This is a genomic window from Embleya sp. NPDC059237 (genome assembly GCF_042754105.1).
In the GTDB taxonomy this organism is placed as follows: Bacteria; Actinomycetota; Actinomycetes; order Streptomycetales; family Streptomycetaceae; genus Embleya.
This window is the reverse complement of record NZ_JBHZAE010000009.1, coordinates 117,310-142,317: the sequence shown is the minus strand read 5'-3', so window position 1 is coordinate 142,317 and position 25,008 is coordinate 117,310. Positions and strand designations below refer to the sequence as shown.

General features: G+C 73.4%; 21 protein-coding genes. 9 read left to right on the top strand and 12 right to left on the bottom strand.

All coding sequences use genetic code 11. The annotated features are described in order from the left end of the window. Positions 1-367: 367 nt before the first annotated feature. Positions 368-1,849: a hypothetical protein gene (locus tag ACFXKZ_RS27315; protein ID WP_380003661.1), complete on the bottom strand. Its 1,482-nt coding sequence runs from the start codon at positions 1,847-1,849 to the stop codon at positions 368-370. Between the two features lie 207 nt (positions 1,850-2,056). Here ACFXKZ_RS27315 and ACFXKZ_RS27310 point away from each other — a divergent pair, with 207 nt between their 5' ends. Continuing rightward, positions 2,057-3,031 carry a hypothetical protein gene (locus ACFXKZ_RS27310; RefSeq protein WP_380003660.1) on the top strand — a complete coding sequence of 325 codons (975 nt, stop codon included), beginning with the start codon at positions 2,057-2,059 and terminating at the stop codon, positions 3,029-3,031. 73 nt (positions 3,032-3,104) lie between these two features. Here the strand turns inward: ACFXKZ_RS27310 and ACFXKZ_RS27305 are convergent, their stop codons facing one another. Further along, positions 3,105-3,770: a Type 1 glutamine amidotransferase-like domain-containing protein gene (locus ACFXKZ_RS27305; RefSeq protein ID WP_380003659.1), complete on the bottom strand. Its 666-nt coding sequence runs from the start codon at positions 3,768-3,770 to the stop codon at positions 3,105-3,107. 265 nt (positions 3,771-4,035) lie between these two features. Between ACFXKZ_RS27305 and ACFXKZ_RS27300 the strand changes: the two genes are divergently transcribed. From ACFXKZ_RS27300 to ACFXKZ_RS27290, 3 genes are all read left to right on the top strand, one after another. Next, positions 4,036-4,371 carry a hypothetical protein gene (locus tag ACFXKZ_RS27300; protein ID WP_380003657.1) on the top strand — a complete coding sequence of 112 codons (336 nt, stop codon included), beginning with the start codon at positions 4,036-4,038 and terminating at the stop codon, positions 4,369-4,371. 223 nt (positions 4,372-4,594) lie between these two features. Continuing rightward, positions 4,595-5,404: a polysaccharide deacetylase family protein gene (locus ACFXKZ_RS27295; RefSeq protein ID WP_380003883.1), complete on the top strand. Its 810-nt coding sequence runs from the start codon at positions 4,595-4,597 to the stop codon at positions 5,402-5,404. After that, positions 5,404-6,627 (top strand): beta-propeller fold lactonase family protein, encoded by a 1,224-nt coding sequence (locus ACFXKZ_RS27290; RefSeq protein ID WP_380003656.1) that lies wholly within the window; start codon positions 5,404-5,406, stop codon positions 6,625-6,627. The genes ACFXKZ_RS27295 and ACFXKZ_RS27290 overlap by 1 nt, the downstream gene beginning before the upstream one ends. Positions 6,628-6,672: 45 nt before the next feature. Here the strand turns inward: ACFXKZ_RS27290 and ACFXKZ_RS27285 are convergent, their stop codons facing one another. After that, positions 6,673-7,281 (bottom strand): UbiX family flavin prenyltransferase, encoded by a 609-nt coding sequence (locus ACFXKZ_RS27285; RefSeq protein WP_380003655.1) that lies wholly within the window; start codon positions 7,279-7,281, stop codon positions 6,673-6,675. A gap of 29 nt (positions 7,282-7,310) precedes the next feature. Further along, the gene (locus ACFXKZ_RS27280; RefSeq protein WP_380003654.1) at positions 7,311-8,750 is read right to left on the bottom strand and encodes a UbiD family decarboxylase; all 1,440 of its coding nucleotides are present in this window, start codon (positions 8,748-8,750) and stop codon (positions 7,311-7,313) included. A gap of 85 nt (positions 8,751-8,835) precedes the next feature. Between ACFXKZ_RS27280 and ACFXKZ_RS27275 the strand changes: the two genes are divergently transcribed. Beyond that, positions 8,836-9,828, top strand: coding sequence for an AsnC family transcriptional regulator (locus ACFXKZ_RS27275; protein WP_380003653.1), 993 nt, complete (start codon positions 8,836-8,838; stop codon positions 9,826-9,828). Between the two features lie 83 nt (positions 9,829-9,911). On the opposite strand, the gene ACFXKZ_RS27270 is transcribed toward ACFXKZ_RS27275, so the two are convergent. From ACFXKZ_RS27270 to ACFXKZ_RS27245, 6 genes are all read right to left on the bottom strand, one after another. Beyond that, entirely contained in the window at positions 9,912-12,455 is a 2,544-nt protein-coding gene (locus ACFXKZ_RS27270) for an FtsX-like permease family protein (protein WP_380003652.1), read from the bottom strand. After that, positions 12,455-13,324: an ABC transporter ATP-binding protein gene (locus ACFXKZ_RS27265; RefSeq protein WP_380003651.1), complete on the bottom strand. Its 870-nt coding sequence runs from the start codon at positions 13,322-13,324 to the stop codon at positions 12,455-12,457. The genes ACFXKZ_RS27270 and ACFXKZ_RS27265 overlap by 1 nt, the downstream gene beginning before the upstream one ends. A gap of 591 nt (positions 13,325-13,915) precedes the next feature. Next, positions 13,916-15,451, bottom strand: coding sequence for an MFS transporter (locus tag ACFXKZ_RS27260; protein WP_380003650.1), 1,536 nt, complete (start codon positions 15,449-15,451; stop codon positions 13,916-13,918). Between the two features lie 230 nt (positions 15,452-15,681). Continuing rightward, positions 15,682-16,386, bottom strand: a complete 705-nt coding sequence (locus ACFXKZ_RS27255; protein WP_380003649.1) for a TetR/AcrR family transcriptional regulator — start codon at positions 16,384-16,386, stop codon at positions 15,682-15,684. Positions 16,387-16,557: 171 nt separating this feature from the next. Continuing rightward, positions 16,558-17,547, bottom strand: coding sequence for an aldo/keto reductase (locus ACFXKZ_RS27250; protein WP_380003882.1), 990 nt, complete (start codon positions 17,545-17,547; stop codon positions 16,558-16,560). 82 nt (positions 17,548-17,629) lie between these two features. Next, entirely contained in the window at positions 17,630-19,090 is a 1,461-nt protein-coding gene (locus ACFXKZ_RS27245) for a PLP-dependent aminotransferase family protein (protein ID WP_380003648.1), read from the bottom strand. 146 nt (positions 19,091-19,236) lie between these two features. Here ACFXKZ_RS27245 and ACFXKZ_RS27240 point away from each other — a divergent pair, with 146 nt between their 5' ends. From ACFXKZ_RS27240 to ACFXKZ_RS27225, 4 genes are all read left to right on the top strand, one after another. Next, positions 19,237-20,097, top strand: a complete 861-nt coding sequence (locus ACFXKZ_RS27240) for a hypothetical protein (RefSeq protein WP_380003647.1) — start codon at positions 19,237-19,239, stop codon at positions 20,095-20,097. Next, positions 20,094-20,882, top strand: a complete 789-nt coding sequence (locus ACFXKZ_RS27235; protein ID WP_380003646.1) for an enoyl-CoA hydratase-related protein — start codon at positions 20,094-20,096, stop codon at positions 20,880-20,882. Before ACFXKZ_RS27240 ends, ACFXKZ_RS27235 begins: the two co-directional genes overlap by 4 nt. A 94-nt stretch (positions 20,883-20,976) precedes the next feature. Further along, entirely contained in the window at positions 20,977-21,465 is a 489-nt protein-coding gene (locus ACFXKZ_RS27230) for a DUF1203 domain-containing protein (RefSeq protein WP_380003645.1), read from the top strand. A gap of 394 nt (positions 21,466-21,859) precedes the next feature. Next, a complete protein-coding gene (locus tag ACFXKZ_RS27225) occupies positions 21,860-22,756 on the top strand; it encodes a Gfo/Idh/MocA family protein (protein WP_380003644.1) in 897 nt (298 codons plus the stop codon). A gap of 71 nt (positions 22,757-22,827) precedes the next feature. On the opposite strand, the gene ACFXKZ_RS27220 is transcribed toward ACFXKZ_RS27225, so the two are convergent. Then, positions 22,828-23,685 carry an SAM-dependent methyltransferase gene (locus tag ACFXKZ_RS27220; protein WP_380003643.1) on the bottom strand — a complete coding sequence of 286 codons (858 nt, stop codon included), beginning with the start codon at positions 23,683-23,685 and terminating at the stop codon, positions 22,828-22,830. Between the two features lie 227 nt (positions 23,686-23,912). After that, positions 23,913-24,206 (bottom strand): type B 50S ribosomal protein L31, encoded by a 294-nt coding sequence (locus ACFXKZ_RS27215; RefSeq protein WP_380003642.1) that lies wholly within the window; start codon positions 24,204-24,206, stop codon positions 23,913-23,915. Between the last annotated feature and the right edge of the window lie 802 nt (positions 24,207-25,008).

The following is a 25,008-nucleotide window of genomic DNA, read 5'->3' as shown; positions in this document are numbered from 1 at the left end:
TCGTAGCGGTCCGCGAGGGGGGCGTAGGGGGCCGTGGGGGTGGGCCGCAGGGCCACGCCGTTGCCGCCGTGGGGGGGGGGGGGGGCGCGCGTGTCCAGGCGGGCGCCGGCGCCGGCGCGGCGGCGGCGGGCGGCGGTGTGGGCGTCGGTCGGGGGGGCGACGCCGCGGGGCGCGCCCGGGGCGCGGGCGGGGACCGACCCCCGTCCGGCGCCCGGGGGTTCCCGGTGCCGCGCCCGTCGCGGAGCGCGGCACCGGCGTCCGGCCGCGGCTTGAGAACACCTCATCAAGCCCGGCCGGAACCCGATGTTCCCGGGACCCGGCGATACGGCATACGGCGCCGCCGGCCCGGTCCGCCCCGGGATCGGGATCACCGGCGGTACAACACCGCCTCCGGCGCCGCCGCGGTCAGCGTCACCGCCTTCGGGTGGACCGGCACCGCCCGCCCGGGTCGATCGTCCCGACCGAGCAGGAACGCCCGGTTGATCCCGTTCACCGTGATCGTGCTGCCCGGGTCGACGCCCGCGACGGTACGGATCGCCACCACCTCGACGATGTCCGACGCCTGCGTCCCGTGCGGCAGCCGTACCGTCGTCGCCGCCGGATCGTCGCGCTGCAACGACCAGTCCACCCGCCCGCGGTCCGAGCGATACAGCGTCGGGTCCCCCTTGACCCGCACGCCCAGCGCGACCCCATTCCACCCGGCCGCGCCCGCCGGCGGCTCCGACGTGGTCTTGCGGATCACCGCGTACAGGTAGTCCGTCGGGTCGGCGATCACCGTGGTCGTGTCGGCCGGCGGGTCGGCCACCACCCGGCCCTCGCGCCGCATCTCCCGGGCCATCACCGGATACACCCACGGATGCCGGTCCACCATCTCCTCGCGCGCGGTCCGGGTCGGCTCCGCCAACCGCTCCACCGCCGCCGGCGCGAACCGCATCGGGTCGTCCACCACGTCGCACAGGTTGTTGTTCGACGTGCAGGTCTGCAACAGCGGATGGCCGTCCTCGTAGCGCCCGGCGAACGGCGTCGTGCCGTGGTTCGGCGACTGGAAGAACGCCGTGCCCGGCACCGCCCGGCCGCCCCGGTCCACCTCGACCCGGTACGCCCACTCGATGTCGGTGGTCCGACCCCAGCGGGCCATCAGCGCCGGCGTCGAGGTGCCCCCGTCCTCGTTGCTCCACACGATCGTGTAGGTCAACACCCGGTTCCCGGCTGTCGCCGCAGGGGCCTCCTGGTACCAGGCCAGCACCGGGGTGTCGGTGACCGCGTTCTGGAACGGGCCGGTCACGCCGCCCGGCGCACCCGGGATGTTCCGGCCGTACAGGACCGGCGCGTTCGCGGCGACCGCGTGCTCCCGGTCCCCGGTCGCGATCGTCCGCGTCCGCAGCCGGGAGACGTGCACCACCGACCCGGCCGGCGACGACCGGTCGGCCGCGAAGCGGATGCTCAGCTCGTGCCGCCCTTTGCGCAGCGCGCCCAGCGCGAAGCCGCGTTCGGTGGGCGTGGCACCGAACACCACCACGTCACCGGCGGGCCGGCCGTCCACGAACAGTTGCACCACCGCCGACTCCGCGCCCGCCTTGCCCCAGTCCACGCCTGGCGCCGCCACGGTCAGCGTCACCAGCGCCTCGCCGTCGCGCCCGGTCCGGAACGGGACCACCACGGGGCGGCCGTCGCGGTGCACCGAGAAGGTGCCGTGCGCTCCCGTGGTCGCCGCGACCGCGTCGGCGGACCCGGCGGCCTCGGCCGCCCGCGCCGCCGAGGCGGGGCCGGCCAGTCCCGCCGCGGCGGCGAGCACCGCCCCGGTCAGCACGAATCGACGCAGACGATGGGTACGAGATCGAGCGAACACGAGCAATCCCCCGAACGAGATGGGTGAGTCCGACCTGCCCACCGTGGCCGGCCGACGGGGCACGGGCCAACCCCCGCACGGGCAAATTCCACCAACCGTCATCACCGGGCCCACGTCCCGACACGCCCCGGCCACGCAGCGGGCCGGCGGCACGCCGATGTCCGATTCGTTCAATACCCGACGCATCCGCACGCCTAGCGTCGAACCATGGAGTGGATCACGAACGACATGATCGACCGGGCCGAACGTTTCCTGTGGGCCTCGGGCCGCGTACTGGAACAGCGCCGATTCGCCTACCTGTTCGGCACCGGCAAGCCGGCCGCGCCGGGGGCCGGCGGCGAACGCACGGCGCGGGCCGAGCCCGATCGCGCCGGACTGCTCGCCGCCCTGGCCGGATATCGCACCCCCGACGGCGCCTACGCGTACGGCCTGGAACCCGACGTGCGCGGGCCCGAGCCGCATCCGGCCACGCTGCGCACCACGATGCCGATCCTGGCCGAGGCGGACGCGCTGCACGGCCCGAACACGGCCCGCCTGTGCGACTGGCTGGCGGGCGTGGCCGGCGACGCGGGCGGGGTGCCGCCGGCCCTGCCCGGGCTGCGCGACTACCCGCACCCGCCGTGGCTGATCGTGCCGGACCCGCCGGTCCCGGGGCTGATCCCGACCGGCTGGATCGTCGGCCCGCTACTGCACGCCGGCGTCGAACACCCGTGGCTGCCGGCCGCGACCGAGTTCTGCCGCACCGCCATCGAGCAGTTGCAGACCACCCACCCGTACGAGGTCGAGGCCGCGGTGACCTTCCTCGACGGCGTCCCGGACCGGCGGTGGGCCCGGACGCAGGCGCGCCGGCTGGGCGAACTGGTGCGCGAGCAGCGGCTGGTGCTGCTCGACCCGGCCCATCCGGAGCAGGCCCGGCTCGCCCCGGGCTACGCCGTCGGCGAGTACCACCTGCCGCACGACTTCGCGCCGCACCCGGGGAGCCTGGCGCGCGAGTGGTTCACCGACGCCGAACTGCGCCGGGGCCTGCGCGCACTGGCCACCGCGCAGGAGGAGGACGGCGGTTGGCCGCTGCGCTGGGCGGAGTGGTCGCCCACGGTCCGCGCCGAGGCCCGACCGGCGATCACCATCGACGCACTGAACGTGCTGAGCGCGTACGACGGGGCACTCTCGGGCGAGGCGTAGACGGGGCACGGGTCGCGGCGCGCCCCCGAGGCGGGAGGCGGCATCGACCGGGCGCCGCCTCCCGCGTCCCGCCTCACACCACCGCCACCCGCTCCCCGTCGACCAGCAGCACCTGCCCGTCCCGCAACGTGCGATGCGGTACACCGCGGGCACGATAGTCGGCCACGACTTCGGCGAGCAGAGCCGACTCGGGGTGATCCGGGGAGTCCACGTGCGGGACCACGGCGTGGTCCAACACCCCCAGCCCGTCCCACCGCACCGGCCGCCCGTACACCTCGCTCACCGCGTCCGCGTCGTCGCATCGCTCCAAGCCGCGCAGGTCGGGCGCGAGCACACAGGCGCCCGCGCTGTACCCGCCGTAGACCACCGTGTCCCGCCGCAGCAGATCGACCAGGACACCGTCCGCACTGCTGCGGGCCAGCGCATGCCGCAGCAGGAACACATTGCCACCGCGCACCCAGACCGCCGGGAACCCGGCCAGTGCGGCGGCCACTTCGCCCGGCGGCCGGTCGAAGAACGTCCGCAGATCGACTTCGGTCGGATGCAGCCCCAGCTCGCGCAGCGCCACGAACTCCGAGCCGACGCAGGCGGCCCGCACCTCGGCCGGCCGGTCGTCGATCGCGTTGGCGATCACCGCGATCGGCACGCCCGCCACACCGGCGCCACCCACCCCACCCAGCAACGCGACCAGCCGCTCCGGGTGTTCACCGAGCCGAAACGACGAGAGATACATGCGCATCGCCGGACCCTAGCGCGTGTCTTCGAACCCCCGCCCGCACGCCCCAACCCGCGCCCCTCCCACCCGTTCGAACCCGCGCTCGAACCCGCCGTTTCCGACCGTCCGACGAACCCGTTGCGCCATCGGAGTGGCATTCCCGCTCCGAAGTCGTCCCGGGCGTTCACCTGGGTAGGCCCGGCCCCGGAGGGCCTGCCCGCCCTCCGCGAACGACAGCGGCGCCGCCGCGTGGGGTGTGCGGCCCGCACCGAGGGAAGAGGACCCAGCGATGAAAATGCCTGCGCGCACGGCGGTCGCCGTGCTCGCCACGACGGCCGCGCTCGGCGGGTTCGGGGCCGTGGTGACCACGGCCCACGCCGCCGAGCGCAACGCCCCCGCGGCACCGAGCCGCCCGGCCGACACCGAGCCGGCACCGAACTGTTCGAACAACAGCAACCACAAGCCCTGCTGGGAATACCAGACCTGGTACTGGACCTACGACAACTGCAACAAGGCGGGCACCGCGGCGGTGAACGCCGACCGCGGCAAGTTCGACAACCACGTGTGCGTGTTGACCGGCAATGGCGTGGGCGTCGGCCTCTGGCTGCACAAGTTGCACGACTGATCGTCCGCCGGACCCCACCCACCCCGAGGCCGTCCACCTCGGGTCCGGGTCCGGTACGCGGCCCGGCCGGCGGCAACGCACGGAACGCTCCGGCCGGGCGCCGCCCCACTCCACCCCCATCCGCACGCCCCACCCACCTACCGCACCCACTCGCGACACGTACGGTAATCGAACGTGTACATACCGTTCGTTCCCGGTTTCGGCCCGTAAGGTCGCGAGGGTGATGCCTCTGGATCGCCGAAGCGTGCTTCGACGTCTCGCCGGAGCGGCCGCGCTCGGCGCGGCCGTGAGCGGCTGCGGCGACGACTCCCACCCTTCGGCGAGCCGCTCCCCCGCCGCCGCACCCGGCGGCAACACCCCGACTCCGACCGGGCCTTCCGGCCCCATCGCCCGCACCGGCGCCGCTCCCGAACCGCCGCCGCTGCCCGCCGACCTGCCGTTCCACGTCGCCTCCGGCCCCGCCGATCGGCCCAGCGTGGCGCTGACCTTCCACGGTCAGGGCAGTGCGGAGAGCGCCGACTCGCTGCTCGGCCTCCTGGAGGCGGCCGGGGCGCGTGGGACGGTCCTGGCCGTGGGGTCGTGGCTGGACGAACAACCGCGCATGGCCGGGCGGGTGTTGGCCGGTGGGCACGAACTGGGTAACCACACGATGAACCACGGCGACATCTCCGCGATGTCGGCCGAACGCACCTACGCCGAGATCACCGACTGCGCCGACCGGCTCAGGCGGCTCACCGGCTCGATCGGACGCTGGTTCCGGCCATCCCGGGCCGAGGACTGTACGCCCGTCGTCTCCGCCCAGGCCCGGCGCGCCGGATATGCCCATTGCCTGGGCTACGACCTGGACTCACTGGATTTCACCGACCCCGGCTCCACCGCCGTCACGCGCACCGTGCTCGACGGGGTGCGACCAGGCTCGGTGGTCAGCCTGCACTTCGGACACCCGGGCACCGTAGCCGCGATGCCCGCCATCCTCGACGGCCTACGCACCCGCGGACTGCGGGCGGTCACGATGTCGGAGCTCGTCACCTGATGACCACTCACCTCTCCCCCACCCGCCGCCGCCCCGGCCGCATCGCGCTGTTCCTGGCCGGCTGCTGTCTGGTCGCCTCCGCCGCGTGCGGGTCGTCGACGGACACCCCGGCGAAGCCCGCCCCGATCAAGACCTCCGCCGCGCCGGTGGAGGCCGCCCCGGTCCCCGCGCAGCCGGCCCCCGAACCGGCCAACCTCCTGCCCGGCATGCCGCCACCGCTGGACCCGCACGACCTGTACGCCGCCGACCGCCCCGGCATGCTCGCCGACGCGGTCAAGGGTTTCCCGTCGCGGGTGTACGTACCCAACACCGAGTCGAACACGGTGAGCGTGATCGACCCGGCCACCTACAAGGTGATCGAGACGATCAAGGTCGGGCACCAGCCGCAACACGTGGTGCCCTCCTGGGACTTGAAGACGTTGTGGGTCAACAACGACCTCGGCGACACGCTCACCCCGCTCGATCCGGCCACCGGCAAGGTCGGCGCGCCGGTGCCGGTGGACGACCCGTACAACCTCTACTTCACCCCGGACGGCAAGTACGCGGTCGTGATGGCTTCGATGGACCGCCAGTTGGTCTTCCGCGACGCGCACACGATGGCCGTGGTCAAGGCGGAGCCGAGCCAGTGCGCGGGCGTCAACCACGCGGACTTCTCCCCCGACGGCAAGTACTTCATCGTCTCCTGCGAGTTCTCGGGCGAACTGCTCAAGGTCGACACCGCCGAGATGAAGGTGGTGGCCAAGCAGAAGATCCCGCTGTCGGGCTCGATGCCGCAGGACGTCAAGATCTCCCCCGACGGCAAGACCTGGTACATCGCCGACATGATGGCCGACGGCGTGTGGGTGCTCGACGGCGACACCTTCAATACCCCGACCCGGCTGCGCACCGGCAAGGGCGCGCACGGCCTGTACCCCAGCCGCGATTCGAAGAGCCTGTACATCTCCAACCGGGGCGAGGGCTCGATCTCGGTGCTCGACTTCGCCACCGGCGCGCTGACCGCCAAGTGGGAACTCCCCGGCGGCGGCAGCCCGGACATGGGCGGGGTGTCCGCCGACGGCAAGGTGTTGTGGCTCAGCGGGCGCTACAACAAGGAGGTGTACGCGATCGACACCACCGACGGGAAACTGCTCGCCCGGATCCCGGTCGGCGTGGGCCCGCACGGCCTGTGCGTCTACCCGCAGCCGGGCCGCTACTCGCTCGGCCACACCGGCGTCTTCCGCTGACCGCCGGGGGGCGGCGAGGAATGCCCGTACCGCGCCGCCCCCGGATCAGTCCCGACCGCGCGCGTCGCCCAGCCCCGGCCACCGCTCGGCGAGATCCGTCTCCCCCGGGGGCAACCCCAGTTGGTCCAGCACCCGCATCACGATGTGGTCGACGATGTCGGCGACGCTGCCCGGGTTGTCGTAGAACGCCGGCATCGGCGGCACGATCCGCGCACCCATCCGGGCCAGGGCGAGCATGTTCTCCAAATGGATCTCGCTCAGCGGCGTCTCCCGCGGCACCAGGACCAGCGGTCGGCGCTCCTTGAGCGTGACGTCGGCCGCGCGGGTGATCAGATTGTCGGCGAAGCCGTGCCGGATCGCCGCGAGCGTCTTCATGCTGCACGGGACCACGACCATGCCCGACACCGGATACGACCCGGACGAGACGGTCGCCCCCAGCTCGCCGAACCGGTGCGTGACATCGGCGAGTTCGACGACCTTGCGAACCGGGTACGGGGTCTCCACCCCGATCGTGGTGCGGCCCCAGGGGCTGAGCACGAGATGGGTCTCCACCTGCGGCAACTCACGCAATACCTCCAGAAGGCGAACGGCGATCGGCGCGCCGGTGGCGCCGGTGATCCCGACGACGAGGCGGGTGGGGGCAACGGTCGACACGGCGGGCTCCCGAGAAGTCGAAGGGCTGGTCACAGGGGCAGGACTGCCTTCCAGCGCCGACGCAGCGCCTCGCGGGTCGCCTCGTCGAAGCGGTTCGCCGCCGGGAACCGGTCCTTCCAGGCGAAGGGTTTGCACGCGTCGATCAGCACGACGCCCATCGACAGATCCCCCGCCTCCCGCCGCTCCGGCGCCAGGCGTGGGTCGATCGCGGTGGTCGGGGCGCGCAGCACCTGGATCGACTCCGTCGGGTCGACCCGGGTGAACATCGCCCACAACACGTGATTGATGTCGGTGATGTCGATGTCCTCGTCGACCACCACGAAGTAGCGCTCCATGCCGCCGGTGCGCTTGCGGCCCAGCGCGGCGAACAGCGCGTGCATCGCGTCGCCCGCACCGGTCTGCTCGATCGAGACGACCATCATCAACTGCCGGGCGTACGCCCACACACCCTTGACGTTCTGCACCCCGGACGCCTCCAGGTGCTCCCACGTCACCGAGGCCGAGTAGAGCGGTACAGCCTGGTCGCCGGCAGGCACCGTCGGCAACATCGGCGGCGCACCGAGGATGATCGGATCGTCGCGGTGCAGGATCCGGATCACCCGCACCACGGTCTCGCGACCCGAGTGCGTGTAGTAGCCGGTCCACTCGCCGAACGGGCCCTCCAGGACCGACTCCTCCTCGACCGGCGGCAGTTCGCCCTCGATCACGATCTCCGCGTGCGCCGGGACGGGCAGTTCGCTCCCCGGCGGCAGCAGCACCTCCACGCCGCGCCCGCGCAACCCGCCGGCCAGGTCGTACTCGGACATCCCGGCGGGCGCCGCCATCGCCGCCGCGGTGGACAGGATCGGGTCCTGGCCCACCACCACGGCGATCGGACAGGTCTGCCCACGCGCCCAGTACTTGCGCGCGATGGCCAGGGCATGCCGGTTGCCCAGCATCCACAGGGACAGCCGATCCCGACCCTGGACGCAGGCCCGATAGGTGCCGATGTTGACCCAGCCGGTGTCCGGGTCGCGGGTGATCACCATGCACGCGGTGCCGATGTAGCGACCACCGTCGCCGTCGTGCCATTGCGGCGTGGGGAAGACGCCGAGGTCGACGTCGTCGCCGACCAGTACGTTCTCCAGGACCGCACCGGTCTCCACCCGCACCGGCGGGATCGGCTCCAGCCGCCCGGCCAGGTCCTTCCAGGCCCGGACGATGTCCAGCTTCGGAGTGTCCGGCGCCAGCCCCAGGGCTACCGCGGTCCGCGCCGCCGTGCCCATGAAGTTGGTGAACACCCGGTACCCGGGCGGGAATCCCGGGATGTTGTCGAACAGCAGCGCGGGCCCCTCGCGCTCCGCCATCAGCTCGGTGATTCCGCCGATGTCCGCGTCCCGGTCCGCGCCGTCCACGCGGCGGACCTCGTCGGAGCCGAGGGTTTCGGTCAGATGCTCGATGTAGTGCCGCAGATCCGTGAAAGCGCTCATGGGACGAGGATCCGAAGCGGCCGAGGGCGGCGGCAACGAGCCTGCTCGCGGATGCCGGATTTCGCCGAGGATAGACTTCGGATGTGTGGAATACCTCGATTTGCAGCTGATCCATGCACTGAGAATCGACGGACGGGCACCGCTGCGCCGGATCGCCTCGGTGCTCGACGTCTCCGATCAGATGGTCGCCCGGCACTACGCGCGGCTGCGCGAGACGGCCGGGCTGCGCGTGGTCGGGCGGCTCAATCCCCGCCCGGTGGGACAGACCGTGTGGCTGCTGCGGCTGCGGTGCGTGCCCAGCGCGGCGCTCGGACTGGCCCGGGCGTTGGCCGAGCGGGAGGACACCCGCTGGGTCCGGCTGGCCTCGGGCGGTACGGAGATCATCTGCCACCTGGTGGCGGCCGGCGCCGACGACGCGGACCGCGACGCGTTGCTCCTGGACCGGATCCCGGCCGCGCGGCGGGTGCTCTCGATCAACGCGCATCGGTTGTTGCGCATGTTCAAAGGCGGCCCCTCCTCCTGGGACGGCCCCGCGTGGGTACTCGGCCGACCGGCCCTGGACCGGGCTCAGCGGGACGCGCTCGCCTCCGGGTTCCCGCCGCCGACCACGTGGACGGCGCCGGTGGAGCTGAGCGAGTTCGACCACGCCCTGGTCGCCGCGCTGGGCCGCGACGGGCGCGCGTCGCACGCCGCACTCGCCGTCGAGGTCCGCCGACACGAGTCCACGGTGCGCCGCCGGATCGCGCAGCTGCGTGGGGCCGGCGCGTTGTTCTTCGACCTGGAGGTGGACGAGCGCCCGCTGGGCAATCCGACGGCGACCACGATGTGGATGTCGGTCCGGCCCGCGTATCTGGCGGCCACCGGCGCCGCGCTCGCCGAGCACCCCGAGGTGGCCTACGCGGCGGCGACCACGGGCCGCACCAACCTGTACGCCACCGTGCTGTGCGCCGGCGACGAGGCACTGTACGACTACCTCGCCGACCGGATCGGCGCGCTCCCGGGCATCGACGCGGTGGAGACGGCGCCGGTCATCCGCACGGTCAAGCGGGTGGGGGCGGTGGGGCGGGGCGGGCGGTGAACGCGGGGCCGGAGAGCGCCGAACACGGCTGATGGGGAGCGCCGGGTTCGGCGCTCCCCGTCAGCCGGTGTCGGTTTCCCCGGCTACTCCTTCGCGCCCACCGCGTCGATCGGTTCGACGCGCAGGAGCCGTCGGGTGATCGGGGCGACCGACAGCGGTGCCAGGAGCAGGGCGGCGGCGCTGATTCCCAGCAGCAGCGGGACCGGCACGTAGGGGGTGCTCTCGCCGAACGCGCCCTTGCCGAACGGGACGAGGGTGATCATCGCGATGGTCAGGCCGAGCGCGAGCCCGATCACCCCGACCAGGGCGGCCTCGCCGCGGACGACCGCGCGGACCTGGGTGCGGGTGCTGCCGATCATCCGCATCAGACCGAGTTCGCGGCGCCGGGCGACGGTGGACACGATCATCGTGTTGACCGCGGCGATGGTCGCGAAGCCCGCGAGGATGACCAGCATCACCTGGTTGGTCCACTTGTTGGTCTCGCGGTCCTGGTCGCGTTCCGCGGCGTAGCCGGCCCGGTCGGAGATCCGGGTGTCGGGGTGGGCCCGCGCGACCTTGGCGAGTGCGGCATCCACGGCGGCCGGGTCGGCCCGGTCGGCGAGGCGTACCAGCAGGCGGGTGTCCAGGGCGGCGTCGACGTGGTGTTCCACGGTGGCGCGCGGGAGGGTGACGGCGGCGGTACCGAGGCCGCGGTCGTAGGTGGCGACCAGGGTCGGCTTGATCCGGGTGCCGTCGCCGAGCCGGATCTCGATCGGCTTGCCGAGCCGGGCCTTGACCGTGTCGGCGGTGAGCCGGTCCATCGCCACCGCACCGCCGGGCGGCTGCGCGGCGCCGGGGCGCAGCGCGTCGGTGCTGCCGGCACGTACCCCCAGGTCGAGCACGCGGGCCAGGTCGGTGTCGGTGCCGCCGATGCCCTGGGTCGAATACTTCTGCAGGTCGTCGGAGCCGGCCATGACCACGTTGGTGGCCAGTACGGAGGTCACCGCGGCGACCCCGGGCACGCGGGCGATCTCGGTGGTGGTGCCGGCCGGGAATCCGGGTCCGCCGATCACCCGGTCGGCGGTCAGCGCGGCCTTGGACTGCTTCTCGCTGTAGTGGTCCTGCGCGGCGAACATGAACATCAGCGTGGTCGCGAAGGCGACGGTGAGGGTGATCGGGGTGATCGCCGAGGCGAGTCGGCGCGAGTTGGTGCGGGCGTTGTCGAAGGCGAGCCGGCCGGGGGCGCCGAACAGGCGCAGGAGGAATCCGGTCGCGTACACGAACAGGTGGGCGATCACCGGGCCGAGCAGTCCGACGCCGAGCATGAAAAGCATGATCACGCCGCCCGCCGCGCCGACCGCCTGGTCGCCGGTGGCCTTCATGGCGATGCCGGAGAGTACGCCGCCGCCGGCCAGCGCAACGAGGCCCAAGACCAGCCGGACCCAGCCGACCCGGGCCCGCTCGACACCCGCCTCGCCCAGCGCCTCGGTCGGCTTGGTCCGCGCACTGGCGCGCGCCGCCATCAGGCCGGCGAGCAGCGCGGAGAGCAGGCCCGCGCCGACCGCGACCAGCATCGGGACCGGGCCGACGGCGAGGGTGACGCCGTCCTCGATCATGCCGCGGCCGACCATGGTGTCGAACCACCAGCGGGCGAGCAGCGTCCCGGGGAGCACACCGGCCAGGCCGGCGAGCAGGGAGACCATCGCGGTCTCGGTGGCGATCATCCGGCGGATCTGCCAGGGGGTGGCGCCGACCGCGCGCAGCAGCGCGAAGTCGCGGCGCCGCTGGGCCACGGACAGCGAGGTGGAGCCGGCCACGACGAAGACCGCGACCGCGGCGACGATGCCGCCGAAGGACGCGCCGACGCCGATGAGCAGTTCCTTGGTGTCGCCCAGGCCGGGGTGTTCCACCTCGCCGCGCCCGTCGCCGGTGCGGACCTCGGCGCCGGTGGCCTTGAGCACCTTGCGCAACTCGCCGGCGACCTTGCCGGTCGAGGTGTGGTCGGCGAGCAGTACGCCGAACGCGGTCACCTTGCCGGGGTTGCCCGCCAGGCGCGCGGCCTCGGTGTCGGCGACGTAGAGCCGGGCGTCGGTGCCGGGGAGTACGGCCGACACGCGCAGCGGGACCTCGCCGGCGGGCGTGGTCACCCGGACCGTGCCGCCGGCGGTCGCGCCGGCGCCGATCCGGTGCGCGGCCTCGGTGGTCAGTACCGCTTCGCCGGGCCGCGGCGCGGCGCCGTCGTGCGGGGTGCCGGCCAGGCGGGCGGCGGACCAGGGGTGCGCGTCGAGTACGGCGGTGGGGGTCTGCGCGGGGAAGGTCAGGTCGGGCAGGACCGCGGCGACACCGGGTACGGCCGCGATCCGGGCGGCGAGCGCGGCGTCGACGCGGGCCCGCTCGGGCAGCGCGACCTTCACGTTCTCCTTGTCCTCGCCGCTGCCGAAGGTCTTGCTCGTGGTGGTCGGCCCGGCGACCACGATGGGGGTGTCGGCGTAGCGGCCGGCCGGTACGTGGGCGCGGATTCCGCTCTCCAGGAAGATCCCGCACATCGTGACGAGCATGGCGGCGAACAGCAGGGCGACGAAGGAGCCGGCGAACGAGGCGGGCCGAAAGCGTACGGAGGTGCGGGCGAGCCCGTTGGGACGGCCCATCAGGCGGCCCGCCCCTGGGCGCGGGCGGGCTGGGACAGGCCGACCATCCGGGCCGCGACCGCCTCGGGGGTGGGCGCGTGGAGGTGGCCGGCGAGGTTGCCCTCGGCCAGGAAGACGACCCGGTCCGCGTAGGAGGCGGCGACCGGGTCGTGGGTGACCATCACGACGGTGGCGCCGGTGTCGTCGACGGCCCGGCGCAGCAGCGCCAGCACCTCGGCGGCGGTCGTGGTGTCGAGCGCGCCGGTCGGCTCGTCGGCGAACAGCACGTCGGGGCGGGTGACCAGGGCGCGGGCGATGGCGACGCGCTGCTGCTGGCCGCCGGACAGTTGCGCGGGTCGGCGGCCGGCGTGCTCGTGCAGTCCGACCATGCCCAACACCTCGGCGGCCCGGCCGCGTTCCGGCCGCTGTCCCGCGAGGCGCAGCGGGAGCAGTACGTTCTTCTCCACGGTCAGCGACGGCAGCAGGTTGAACGCCTGGAACACGAAGCCGAGCCGGGTCCGGCGCAGCCGGGTGAGCTGGTTCTCGTTCATCGCGGTGAGGTCGTCGTCCCCCAGCAGCACCCGCCCCGAGTCGGGCTTGTCGAGCCCGGCGGCGCAGTGCAGGAACGTGCTCTTCCCGGATCCGGAGGGGCCCATGACGGCGGTGAACGTGCCCCGGGGGATGTCGAGGTCGACCCCGCGCAGCGCATGCACCGCCTCGGCACCGCGCCCGTACGCCTTGGCGACGGCTTCGAGCCGGACGGCGGAGGTGTGGGTGCGGGGGGTGTGCAACGGGTGCGGCGGCGCGCCGAACGTGTCGTGGTCCGGGCGGGGAGGTACGACGGGTCCCGTCCGCGCCCGCCGGTCGCCTCGCTTGCCTCGCCCGAACATGGTGCCTCCCACAAAGAAACGAACATCGGATTCGATACCCACGACGCTACGGAGACCAAGAGCCCCGGAACATGGGGAAGGCGGGCCGAACGGGGGTGGGCCTGCCCCCACCCCCGAGGGCCCGTGAGCTGTACCAACCCGCCCCAACCCCGGCACCAGGGCCATGGCCCGCTCCACACGGGGCCGGCGCCCCCGGGGGCCGGACCGCAACCTCACCCGGCTCGCTTCGGGGGGGGTTCGACATCGGCGGCGACGTCAAGGCGGCGCGCGGCGCGTACGACAAGTTGCGGGCCGCCGTCGCCGAGCACGAGCGCGGCACCGCCTTCGACGCGATGCAGGCGAACGTCCGGTACGACGCGGGCGGTTGGCCACAACGGGCCGAGCGGTTGCGGGAGTTGCGGGACGATCCGGCGCGTGCTCCGGACCCGACCCGGCCCGCCGGCCTGCCGCTCCCGCTCGACGACGCGGTCCGCCGCCGCCGCGTGACGAACGCTCGACCCGGTTGGGCTTGCCCGCACGAACGGCGAGGGCCCCATCGCCGATTCGGCGATGGGGCCCTCCACTACGTACCGCGGCTCACGTACCGCGCGATCAGTGCACCAGCACCGGCACCGCGATCTCGTCCGCGTCCGCGTCCGTCTCCCCGTCCTTGCCGCCCGACGCGACCGGCTTGCTGTCGCCGTGCCCGACGGTGATGAACGTGAACGCGATCGCCGACGCCAGCGCCAGGATCCCGACCGCCCACCAGATCGCGGTGGCGAAGCCGTGCACCATGGCCTGCATCTTCAGCTGCTCCAGGCCGCCGGAGCCGACCGCGTGCGAGGCCACGTAGGACGTGGTCGCGCTGGCCGCGATGGTGTTCAGCAGCGCCGTACCGATCGCGCCGCCGACCTGCTGCGAGGTGTTGACCATCGCCGAGGCGACGCCCGCGTCCCGAGGCTGCACACCGTAGGTGGCCAGGCTCATCGCCGGCATGAACGCGGTACCCATGCCCAGGCCGAGCAGGATCTGCGCGGGCAGGATCAGCCCGGCGTAGGAGCTGCCGACCTCGATCTGGGTGAGCATCAGCATGCCGATGCCCGCGGTCAGGAAGCCCGGACCCATCAGCAGTCGGGCCGGCACCCGGGTCATCAGGCGCGCGCCGATCTGGGTGGAGCCGGTGATCATGCCCGCGATCATCGGCAGGAACGCCAGGCCGGTCTTGACCGGCGAGAAGCCCTTGACGATCTGGAGGTAGTAGGTGAGGAACAGGAACATGCCGAACATCGCGATGATCGCGAGGCCGAGCGAGAGGTAGATGCCGGCCCGGTTGCGCTCGGCGACCACCCGCAGCGGCAGCAGCGGGGCCTTGACCCGCGCCTCCACCGCGACGAACGCCAGGAGCAGCACCGCGGCGGCGACGAACAGGCCGATCGTGCTGCTCGCGGCCCAGCCGTGGCTCTCGGCGCGGGTGAAGGCGTAGACCAGGGTGCCAAGGCCGAGCGAGGACAGCAGCACGCCGGGGATGTCCAGCGGCGAACGGTTGCGGGCGCCGGCGGGCTCGCGGATGACCATGACCGCACCGGTCGCGGCGGCCACGGCGAACGGGATGTTGACGAAGAACGTCCAACGCCAGTTCATGTATTCGGTGAGCACGCCGCCCAGGATCAGGCCGACCGCGCCACCACCACCGGCGATCGCGCCGAAGATGCCGAACGCCTTGGCACGTTCCTTGGCGTCGGTGAACATCACCGCGAGCAGGGACAGTGCCGACGGGGCGAGCAGCGCACCGAAGATGCCCTGGAGCGCGCGGGCGCCCAAGAGCAGGCCGGTGTTCTGGGCTATGCCGCCCAGCGCGGAGGCCGCGGCGAAGCCGATCAGGCCGACGATGAAGGTACGGCGCCGGCCCCACAGGTCGGCGATCCGGCCGCCGAACAGCAGCAGGCCGCCGAAGGCGAGGGCGTAAGCGGTGATCACCCATTGTTTGTTGCCGTCGGAGATGCCCAGGTCGGTCTGGGCGGACGGCAGCGCGATGTTCACGATCGTGCCGTCGAGGACGACCATCAGCTGGGCGATCGCGATGAAGATGAGCGCTTTCCAGCGCCTGGAATCGGGGGCGGCGGACACGGCCGGAGCGGTTTGAGACATGGAAGTACTCACTCTTGGGGGGGTGTGACGCGACGGTGGGCGTCGCGGAATGGACGGTGCGCGCGCCCTCGCTCGCGCGGAGGAGGCGAGCGGCAGGTGCGAGGTTCGTTATCGGTACGCGCTCACGCGACAGGTCGCTGTCGGTACGCGCTCACGAGGAGAGGTCGTCGGTACGCGGCCGCGGGGCGGACACGAGGCGGTCGGGGACACGCGGAAGTCGCTGGGGCACGTCAGGACCGGGTCGGCCGGGCCTCGCCCTCCTTCTTCAGGTGGTCCAGGTCTCGGATCGTCACGACGGCGCCGGAGAGCGGAGTGGGGTCCGATACGCGCAGGCCGTCGAGCAGCACGTCGAGGTGCCGATGCGCGAAGGCGTCGTTCGCCACGCAGCCGCCCATCCCGGGCAGCGGTCGGGTGAGTTGGGTGATCGCGACCAGCAGGTCGCCCGAGCCGATGTCGGCGCGCAGCAGGCCCTCGACGCGAGCTCGTGCCATCAACGACTCGACCAGGTCCTCCAGGCGGTTCCGGGCCGCGATCAGCTCGGGGTGCGCCTTGTCCACGGTGTCGGACATCAGCGTGCACAGCGCCCCGATCCGTTCCTCCGTCGCGGCGTGCGCGAAGCGTCGCAGGGCCGCGAAGGCCCGCGACTCCTCGGCCGCGGCGCGCTCGCCGTGCTCGGTGATGCGCTCCAGGACGGAGAGGATCACCCGGTGGGCGAGTTCGCCGCGGTCGGCGAAGTGGCGGTACAGGGTCGCGTTGCCGACCCCCGCGCGACGCGCGACCTCGTCGAACGGCACCTCGGCGCCGTGTTCGACGTACATCTCGCGGGCCGCGGCGATGATCCGCTCGCGATTGCGTCGGGCATCGGCACGAAGCTTCGGACCCCGATCCTCGACGACGTCGATGATGGTGACGCGGTCGGTGAGTGTGCTGCCCATGATCCGGCTCCTTCCCTTGTCTGCCGTTACCCGACGGCTAACCGGGGAGTGATTCCCCGATTGTCGATCCGCTCGGTTAAACGGACAGGAAGTCCCCGGATATTTCGAGAGGCTCTGTAACCTGCGTCACACCATCTCGATCGCGCCTACGATCCCTCCCCCATCGGCCTCCTACCAGGCAAAAGACTCCGGGGAGGGCCCCGGGCCGGGAAAGATCCGGTCGAGTTCGGCCAGGGTGTCGGCGTCCAGTTCGACCCGCAGCGCGCGCAGCGCCGACTCCAGCTGGCCGAGCGTACGGGGGCCGACGATCGGCGCGGTCACCTCGGGGCGGGTGAGCAGCCAGGCCAGGGCGACGTCGCCCGGCGGGACGCCGATCTTGGCGCACAGGTTCTCGTACGCCTGCACCTGGTCGCGTCGCTCCGCCAGCTGTGCGGTGACCCGGCCGGCGCCGCGGCGGTGTCGGTCGCCGTCGCGCTCCGCGGCCAGGACGCCGCCGAGCAGGCCGCCCTGGAGCGGCGACCACGGCAGGACGCCGATCCCGTACGCCCGCGCGGCCGGCAGCACCTCGGCCTCGGCAGCGCGCTGGGCCAGGTTGTACAGGCACTGCTCGCTGACCAGGCCGAGCGTGGGCCGCCGGGCGGCGGCCTCCTGGGCCTGCGCAAGATGCCAGCCGGCGAAGTTGGACGAGCCGACGTAGAGCACCTTGCCCTGAGCGACCAGCAGGTCCATCGCCTGCCACAACTCCTCCCACGGCACCCGGCGGTCGATGTGGTGCATCTGGTAGAGGTCGATGTGGTCGGTGCCCAGCCGGCGCAGGCTGTCCTCGCAGGCGCGGCGGATATGCCGGGCGTTCAGGCCGCCGGAGTTGGGCCACTCGCCCCAAGAGCCGTAGACCTTCGTGGCCAGCACGACGCGGTCGCGGTGGTCGCCCCGGGCCAGCCAGCGGCCGACGATCTCCTCGGTCGCGCCGCGGGCACCGGTGCCGGCGACCTGGTCGCGGCCGTACACGTCGGCGGTGTCGAAGAGGTTGATACCGGCGTCGAGCGCGGCGTCCATGATCCGGCCGCTGTCGTCTTCGCCGGTGGCCGGACCGAAGTTCATCGTGCCGAGGGCGAGCCGGCCGACGGTCAGCCCGGTACGCCCGAGCTGCGTGTAGGGCATTTCGGGCGTGGCGGCGGAGGTCGTGGTGGAGGTCATGTCCTTGTCGCTGCCCAGGCGCGGACGGGGGCAACCACCCCTTCGGTCAGCGGCCGGCCGCCAGTCGGCGGGTGTGTTCCTCCCAGGCCGCGGTCAGTCGGTCGACGGCGGTTTCCAGGGTGTCGGCCGACTCGGCGAAGGAAAGCCGTACGCCGTGGTGATGGCGGCCGTCCACACACGCGGCGGCGCCGGGGGCGACCAGGACGCCGTAGCGTGCGGCCAGGTGTACGAAGGTCGTACTGTCCGCGACCGGCAACTCGGCCCACATCGACAGGCCGGCGCGCGGCGCGGTCACCCGCCAGGCGGGCAACTGCTCGGCCACCAGAGCGAGCAGCAGGTCGCGGCGCTCGGCCAAGGTCCGGCGCAGCCCCTCCTGCCAGCCGGCGTCGGCGGCCCGCAGCAGCCGGGCGGCCACCACCTGCGCGGGCACACTCGGCGCCACGGCGGCGGTCGCGGCGGTCTGCGCGAGGTAACCGCGCAGCGCGTCCGGCACCCGAAGCCACCCGACCCCCAACCCGGCCCAGAACATCTTCGACATCGACCCGACGGCGATCACCGCGTCATCGGCGGCGGCGAGGGGGGCGAGGCGGTCGGCGGGGGGTGCGGGGACGTCGGCGGAAGGCGTGGTGCGGTTGTCGGGAGGTGCGGGGAGGTCCAGGGCGGCTTCGGAGAGGTTTTCGAGGAGGATCGCGTTTCTCGTGTGGGCCGGCGCGAGCAGCGCTCGGCGGCGGGGGGCGGACAGCGGGGCGCCGGTCGGGTCGTGGGCTGGGGAGGCGACCAGGATCAGCGGTGCGTGCAGGCGGGCGGCGGCTCGGTCGACGGCGGATACGTCCAGGCCGCCGGGGTCCACGTTGATGCCGATCGGGCGGCCCCCGGCGGCGGTGACGGAGGCCGCGAAGCCGGGTGTGGTCGGGCAGCCGGTGAGTACGGGGCGGCCGGGCGAGACCAGCGCCGCGATCACCAGGGACCACGCGTGTCGCGCGCCGGCGGTCACGATCACCTGCTCGGCGGTGGTCGGCAGGTCCAGGTGCGTGGTCAGGTGCGCGGCCAGGGCCTCGCGCAACTCGGGCAGGCCGCCGGGATGCCGCCCGTGGCCGTCCCGACCGGACAGCGCGATCGTGTCGTCCACCGGCGGCAGGTGGCCGGTGCCGGCCGGTACGGAGCGGGACAGGTCCACCACCTCGTCGTCGGCGACCAGGCGGCGGACGGGCGCGGCGACGGTGGGCCGGCTCCATCCGGGCCGGCGTTCGACAAAGGTGCCGGCGCCCTGGCGACGGGACACCAGGCCGGCCTCGGCCAGCGTCTCGTAGGCGCGCACCACGGTGCCGCGGCCGACCCCGAGGGCGTCCGCGAGCGGGCGTTCGGCGGGCAACCGGGTGCCGGTCCCGGCCACGCCGCGCTCGATCGCCTCGGCCAGCGCCTCGGTGATCCGCCGGTGGCGCGGTCCGATACGAGAGCGCCAGTCGTCGAGGGCGATCCGTACCCACCATTCGGGATCCTGGTCCATTCGGTCAGATTGGCACTGTCTCGGGCACTCGACAACGGGCACGCTGGTCGGCACAGCGGGCGGCCCGTGGGTGGCCCGGCCTGTGCCGGCCGACCCGTGCCCCCACCCCGGCCCCCGCTCCCGGCTTCCGACGAAAGGCCCCGCCGTTGTCCCCCACCCCCACCCTCGCCCGGCGATTCTGGGAGGCGATCGAACCCGTGCACGCGGTCGCCTACTTCGCGCCCGAACCGGCCGCGGCAGCCCGTGCGCTCGGCCTGATCGGCTGGTGGATGGGCTACTTCGCGGGCCGCCTGGCCCCGCTCGGCCCGGTCCGCGCGCCCGAGGCAAGCGCGCTGTGCTTCGCCTTCGCGCCCGCCCGCGTGGCCCGGGCGCTGCCCGACGCGTGGGCGTACACGACGCCCGAGAAGGTGCTCGACACCCGGCTCGGCGCGGTGGAGACGGCGCTGTCCCGGGTGTTGCCGCCGGTGGGCGCGCGGCACCTGGAACAGCTGACCGAACTCCTGGAAACCGCCGTCGAGGGCTGCGGCCACGAGGGCCGGGCACTGGCCGCCGCGTGGTCGGGCGTACCGCGTCCCGACGGCGTGCTCGGCCGGTTGTGGCTGGCGAGCACCGTGCTGCGCGAACACCGCGGCGACGGCCACGTGATCGCGGTCGCGCACGCCGGCCTCACCGGTCTCGAAGCCGGGCTGACCCATGCCGCCACCGGCAACGTCCCGCGCGAGCTGCTGCAGAGCACCCGGGGCTGGACCGACGCGCAATGGGAGACGGCCCGGCGGCGCCTGGTCGCCAAGGGCCTGCTCGACCGCGACTCCCGACTCACCCGAAGCGGCGGCACGCTGCGCCGCGACCTCGAACACGCCACCGACCGCCTGGCCGCCGACCCGGTCACCCGGCTCGGCGCGGCCGGCGTCGAGGAGGCGATCCGACTGGCCACACCGCTGGCCCGGCACCTGGTGGACCGCGGCGTGATCCCCGTACCCAACCCGATCGGAGCACCCCGCCCATGAGCGCCACTGTCATCGAGCCGACCCTGCGCGTGGCCCGCGACGGCGCGATCACCACGTTGACCATCGACCGCCCGGACAAGCTCAACGCGCTCGACTACGCCACCATCGACGCGCTCACCGCCGCGCTGGACGCGGTGGAGGCCGACGACACGCAGCGCGCCGTCGTTCTGACCGGCGCCGGCGAGCGGGCGTTCAGCGCCGGCGCCGACATCACCGACCTCGCAGGCAGCATCGCCGGCGGCGTGGATCGTGCGCTGCGCGAGATCGTCCGCCGGGGCCAGGGGCTGACCCGGCGCATCGAGGAGTTCCCCAAGCCGATCATCGCGGCGGTCAACGGCCTTGCCTACGGCGGAGGTTGCGAGGTCACCGAGGCCGCGCCGCTGGCCCTGGCCGCGGCGCACGCCACGTTCGCCAAGCCGGAGATCGGCCTCGGTTTTCCGCCGCCGTTCGGCGGTTCGCAGCGGCTGCCCCGACACATCGGCCGCAAACGCGGCCTGGAGCTGATCCTGACCGGCGACCCGATCGACGCGGCCCGCGCCGCCGAACTCGGCCTGGTCAACCGGGTGGTGCCGGCCGCCGACCTGCTCGACGAAGCCAACGCCCTGGCCGAGCGGATCGTCCGCCACTCGGCGAGCGCGGTACACGCGTGCCTGGCGGCGGTCACCCGGGGAATCGGCCTGCCGATCGACGAGGGCCTGGCGGTCGAGGCGTCCTGGTTCGCGGTCACCGTGCCGACGGAGGGCGTCGCGAACGGCCTGGCCCGCTTTCGCGACCGCCGCCGGTGAACCCGCGGCCCGTGAACCCGTCGCCCGCCGCACGCCGAAACGCGGTGTCCGAATGCCGCCGGCATCGCCCGTGCCGGCGGCGCAGGCTTGAGGCATGACCACCACCACGAACCCCGCGCCGACCTTCGTCGTCCAGCCGATTCCCGCCGACCTCCTCGCCGACGTGCGCGCCACCGGGCTGGACGTCTCCGGCAATCCCATCGAGACCCACATCGCGAAGAGCGGCCATCCGCTGCGCTGTTGCCTGCGCGAGGCCGAGCCCGGCGAGGAGTTGATCCTGTTCGGCTACGAACCCCCGCTGCCGACAAGCCCGTATCGCGAGATCGGCCCCGTCTTCGCACACGCTGCGCCCTGCGCCGGCCCGACCGACACCGGCTACCCGGCCCAGTGGCGCTCGCGTCCCCAGGTCTTCCGCGCCTACGACGAGCACGGCCGGATCCACCCCGCCACGCGCGTGTACGAGGGCGACGCGCCGGAACCGGTCCTGGCCGAAATGCTGGCCGACCCCGAGGTGGTCCTGATCCACAGCCGCAACATCGGCTACGGCTGCTACATGTTCGGCGTGACCCGCACGGACGGCTGACCGGCCGATCGGAGCCGGCGAGTATGGGGGCGCCGCCGCGGTCGCCGAGGACGGGGCGGTGGAACGGGAGTGGTGGCTGCCGGAGCCACGGCGGGGGCAGCCGTCCCGGGACGGGTGGCAATGGAGTTCCACTTCGTCGACTGCGTCGTGCCCGCCTGGGACGTCGCGGTCGGCCCGGACCGGGTCCTGCGCCTGCGCGGGGCCTATTCGCCCGACCGGTCGGGCGCATAGGCCCCGTGCGGCGGATCTCGGCGCGGTGTCGGGCGGCGCGGCACCGCCGGGATCCGCCGGACCGGCCGCAGCCGAGGCCGCCCCCGTCGCGCCGGTACCGGCCGGCCGCGGCGCGCGCCGGTACGCTCGCCCGGCGGGGTGGGCAGGGTGCATATCGGAGGCGATGACGATGGTCGAGCAGGTCGCGGTGGGACTGGTCGGGGCCGGGCCGTGGGCGAGTTCGGTACACGCGCCGGTGTTCGCGGCCGGTCCGGAGACGCGGCTCGCCGCGGTGTGGGCACGCCGGCCCGAGGCGGCCGAGACACTGGCCCGGGCGCACGGGGCCGCGGTGTGCGCGGACTTCGACGAGTTGTTGGACCGGTGCGAGGCGGTGGTCTTCGCGGTCGCCCCCGAGGCGCAGCCCGCGTTGGCCGAGCGCGCCGCCCGGGCGGGCAAGGCGGTGCTCCTGGAGAAGCCGATCGCGGCCGACCTCGACACCGCGCGCCGGCTGGCCGATGTGATCGGCGAGGCGGGGGTCGGCTCGATGGTCACGCTGAGCGCCCGCTACGCGCCGCGGGTCCGGGAGTTCCTGGCCCATCTGGAGAGCGTCGAGACCCCGTGGCGGGGCAGTCGACTCGCCTGCGTCACGGACGCGTTCCTCGACGGCCCGTTCGCGGCCTCGCCGTGGCGGCAGGCCCGAGGGGCGATTCTCGACGTGGGTCCGCACGCCTTCGACCTGACGAGCGTGGCGCTCGGCGAGATCGTGGACGTACGCGCCGAGTCGCCCGGTGCCGGTTGGACCGCGCTGCAGCTGCGGCACGCCGGCGGCGCGGTGTCCCAGCTGGTGCTGTGCTGCACCGCGCGCGGCGGCCACCGGTACGACCTGGAGGTGTTCGGCTCGGACGAGGCCGTCACGCTCGACCTGAGCGCGGCGATCGAGGCATCCGCCTTCGCGGTGCTGCGGGCCGAGTTCGCGGCGCTGGTTCGCGACGGCGGCGAACACGTGTGCGATGTGCGTCGCGGGTTGTACCTCCAGGGGATCATCGCCCGCGCCGAGGAACAACTCGCCGCGGCACGCTGACGTACGCGCGCCGCGACGTGCTCCGTCGGGGCCACCCCGCTTCGGGCCGGCCTCGGCATGGGCGGGCGGGATCAGGCCGTCGGCTTGCGGGCGATGCCGCCGGCCATCAGGCGCTGACCGACCGTCAGCGGCTCCTGGACCGGCTCCTCGGGTCGCCACTGCGGCAGGAAGACCACGCCCGGATCGATCGACTCGAAGCCGTCGAAGTAGGCGGTGATCTCCTCCAGGGTGCGGAACCGGCCCGAACCCAGGTCGGTGAGCAGCGCCTTCTCCAGCGCCAGCGCGTCCGGGCTGGAGGCGCAGAAGTGAGTGAGGAACAGGAAGCTGCCGGCCGGGAGCGCCGCCTTGTACTCCTCGACGATGCGCTCCGGGCCCTCGTCGTCGTTGAGGTGGTGCACCACGCCGACCAGCATCAGGCCGACCGGCTGGTCGAAGTCGATCAGCGCGCGTACGTCCGGGTGGTTCAGGATCTCGGCCGGCTCGCGCAGGTCGGCGGTGACCACCGTGGTGTACTCGTTCTCGGCGAGCAGGGCGCGGCCGTGCGCCAGCACGATCGGGTCCTTGTCCACGTAGACCACGCGGGCCTCGGGCGAGTGCGCCTGGGCCACCTGGTGGGTGTTCTGCACGGTCGGCAGACCGGACCCGAGGTCGAGGAACTGGCGGATGCCCTGTTCGGCCATGAACCGCACCGCGCGCCCGAGTATCGCCCGGTTGTATCGGGCGACGTCGCCGATCTCCGCGACGATCGCCAGCGACGCCTCGGCGATCGCGCGGTCGACCGGATAGTTGTCCTTGCCGCCGAGCACCGCGTCGTAGACCCGGGCGATGCTGGGCGTCGAGATGTCGATGCCGACCGGCCGCCAGCCGTCGTCGGGGCCGTCCGCACCGTCGGCCGAGGGCCTGCCGGTCGCCTGCGCTTCGTCTGTCATGAGGGGCTCCGTCCATCGGGGGAGGAATGAGGGGTTCCCGTTGGCGGTAAGCCTATTGGTGATCTTGCCGTTTCGTTGCCACGAACAAGGACCAACCCCGGGGTCGCGCGGTCCCGACGCGGCCGACCAACTCACCTGCGGCGAGCGGCAGTCGGTACGCGGGACCCGCGAACCCCCCTCGACCGGCGCGGAGTCCCGGCCGGATCTCATCCCTCATCCGCGACGGGTCACCCGGTACCGCTCCCACCGTTGCCGCCATCGCCGTCGCCGCCGGCGTGCCGATCGCCGTAGCGGCGCTCGAACTTGGCGATCTCGCCCTCGGGGTCCACCGGGCGGGCGTTGCCGGTGTAGAAGGGATGGCTCTTCGAGGAGATCTCCACGTCGATAACCGGATAGGTGTTGCCGTCGTCCCACTCGATGGTCTGCTCGCTGACCGCGGTGGACTTGGTCAGGAACGCGTATCCGGCGGAGCGGTCCCGAAAGACCACCGGGCCGTAGGCGGGGTGCTTGTCCTGCTTCATGGCTGCTCCTCGAAGTGATCGGGGTCGACGGGACGGGTCGGTGAACGAGACCCCGGACCGGGCCGTTTCCCGATCCGCCACCGCGCCAACACACGTCACCCCGAACTTCTTCCGACAACGCCCGAACGCCCACCACCCACGCCCAGCGCCACCAACAACCCAACCCCCCGCGAGACCACACACCCATACAGCCCAACACACGCCCTGACAACGGGGCACACGGGTGGACGGCGGGCGAGGCGACTCGGCGGCAAGGCACACCTGGCGGCGGGGCGCACGGGTTGATGCAACCCTCGGGGGATGGGGCGGCTCGGGGGCGAGGCGCACACTGACGGCGGGGCGCACGGGTCGGCGCAACCACTCAGGGGGCGGGTGCGCTTTGGCGGCGGGGCGCGCAGATCGACGCAACCCCTCGGGAACAGGGGCTCGGGCTGCGGGGCGCACGGGGACGCAACCGATCGGGGCAGGTGCGCCTTGGCGGCCCGAGCGCACGGGTCGACGCAACCCCTCGGGGGAGGGGGCGGCTCGGGGGCGAGACGCACCCTGGCAGCGGCGCGCAGGTCGGCGCCACCGCTCAGGAGACCGGCGCCCCATGGCCGCAGAGCGCACGGGTCGACGCAACCCCTCGGGAACAGGGGCTCGGGCTGCGGGGCCGCGGGTCGGCGCAACCGGTCGGGGACGGGCGCGCCTTGGCAGCAGGGCACGCGGGTCGACGCAACCCCTCGGGGGAGGGGGCGGCTCGGGGGCGAGACGCACCCTGGCAGCGGCGCGCAGGTCGGCGCCACCGCTCAGGAGACCGGCG

Coding starts and splice junctions, on each gene's coding strand:
- ACFXKZ_RS27310 (WP_380003660.1), top strand. CDS start 2,057: ATGGAGTGGATCACGAACGACATGATCGACCGGGCCGAACGTTTCCTG.
- ACFXKZ_RS27255 (WP_380003649.1), bottom strand. CDS start 16,386: ATGGGCAGCACACTCACCGACCGCGTCACCATCATCGACGTCGTCGAG.
- ACFXKZ_RS27250 (WP_380003882.1), bottom strand. CDS start 17,547: ATGCCCTACACGCAGCTCGGGCGTACCGGGCTGACCGTCGGCCGGCTC.
- ACFXKZ_RS27270 (WP_380003652.1), bottom strand. CDS start 12,455: ATGGGCCGTCCCAACGGGCTCGCCCGCACCTCCGTACGCTTTCGGCCC.
- ACFXKZ_RS27305 (WP_380003659.1), bottom strand. CDS start 3,770: ATGCGCATGTATCTCTCGTCGTTTCGGCTCGGTGAACACCCGGAGCGG.
- ACFXKZ_RS27290 (WP_380003656.1), top strand. CDS start 5,404: ATGACCACTCACCTCTCCCCCACCCGCCGCCGCCCCGGCCGCATCGCG.
- ACFXKZ_RS27260 (WP_380003650.1), bottom strand. CDS start 15,451: ATGTCTCAAACCGCTCCGGCCGTGTCCGCCGCCCCCGATTCCAGGCGC.
- ACFXKZ_RS27215 (WP_380003642.1), bottom strand. CDS start 24,206: ATGAAGCAGGACAAGCACCCCGCCTACGGCCCGGTGGTCTTTCGGGAC.
- ACFXKZ_RS27245 (WP_380003648.1), bottom strand. CDS start 19,090: ATGGACCAGGATCCCGAATGGTGGGTACGGATCGCCCTCGACGACTGG.
- ACFXKZ_RS27265 (WP_380003651.1), bottom strand. CDS start 13,324: ATGTTCGGGCGAGGCAAGCGAGGCGACCGGCGGGCGCGGACGGGACCC.
- ACFXKZ_RS27300 (WP_380003657.1), top strand. CDS start 4,036: ATGAAAATGCCTGCGCGCACGGCGGTCGCCGTGCTCGCCACGACGGCC.
- ACFXKZ_RS27225 (WP_380003644.1), top strand. CDS start 21,860: ATGACGATGGTCGAGCAGGTCGCGGTGGGACTGGTCGGGGCCGGGCCG.
- ACFXKZ_RS27280 (WP_380003654.1), bottom strand. CDS start 8,750: ATGAGCGCTTTCACGGATCTGCGGCACTACATCGAGCATCTGACCGAA.
- ACFXKZ_RS27295 (WP_380003883.1), top strand. CDS start 4,595: ATGCCTCTGGATCGCCGAAGCGTGCTTCGACGTCTCGCCGGAGCGGCC.
- ACFXKZ_RS27230 (WP_380003645.1), top strand. CDS start 20,977: ATGACCACCACCACGAACCCCGCGCCGACCTTCGTCGTCCAGCCGATT.
- ACFXKZ_RS27235 (WP_380003646.1), top strand. CDS start 20,094: ATGAGCGCCACTGTCATCGAGCCGACCCTGCGCGTGGCCCGCGACGGC.
- ACFXKZ_RS27220 (WP_380003643.1), bottom strand. CDS start 23,685: ATGACAGACGAAGCGCAGGCGACCGGCAGGCCCTCGGCCGACGGTGCG.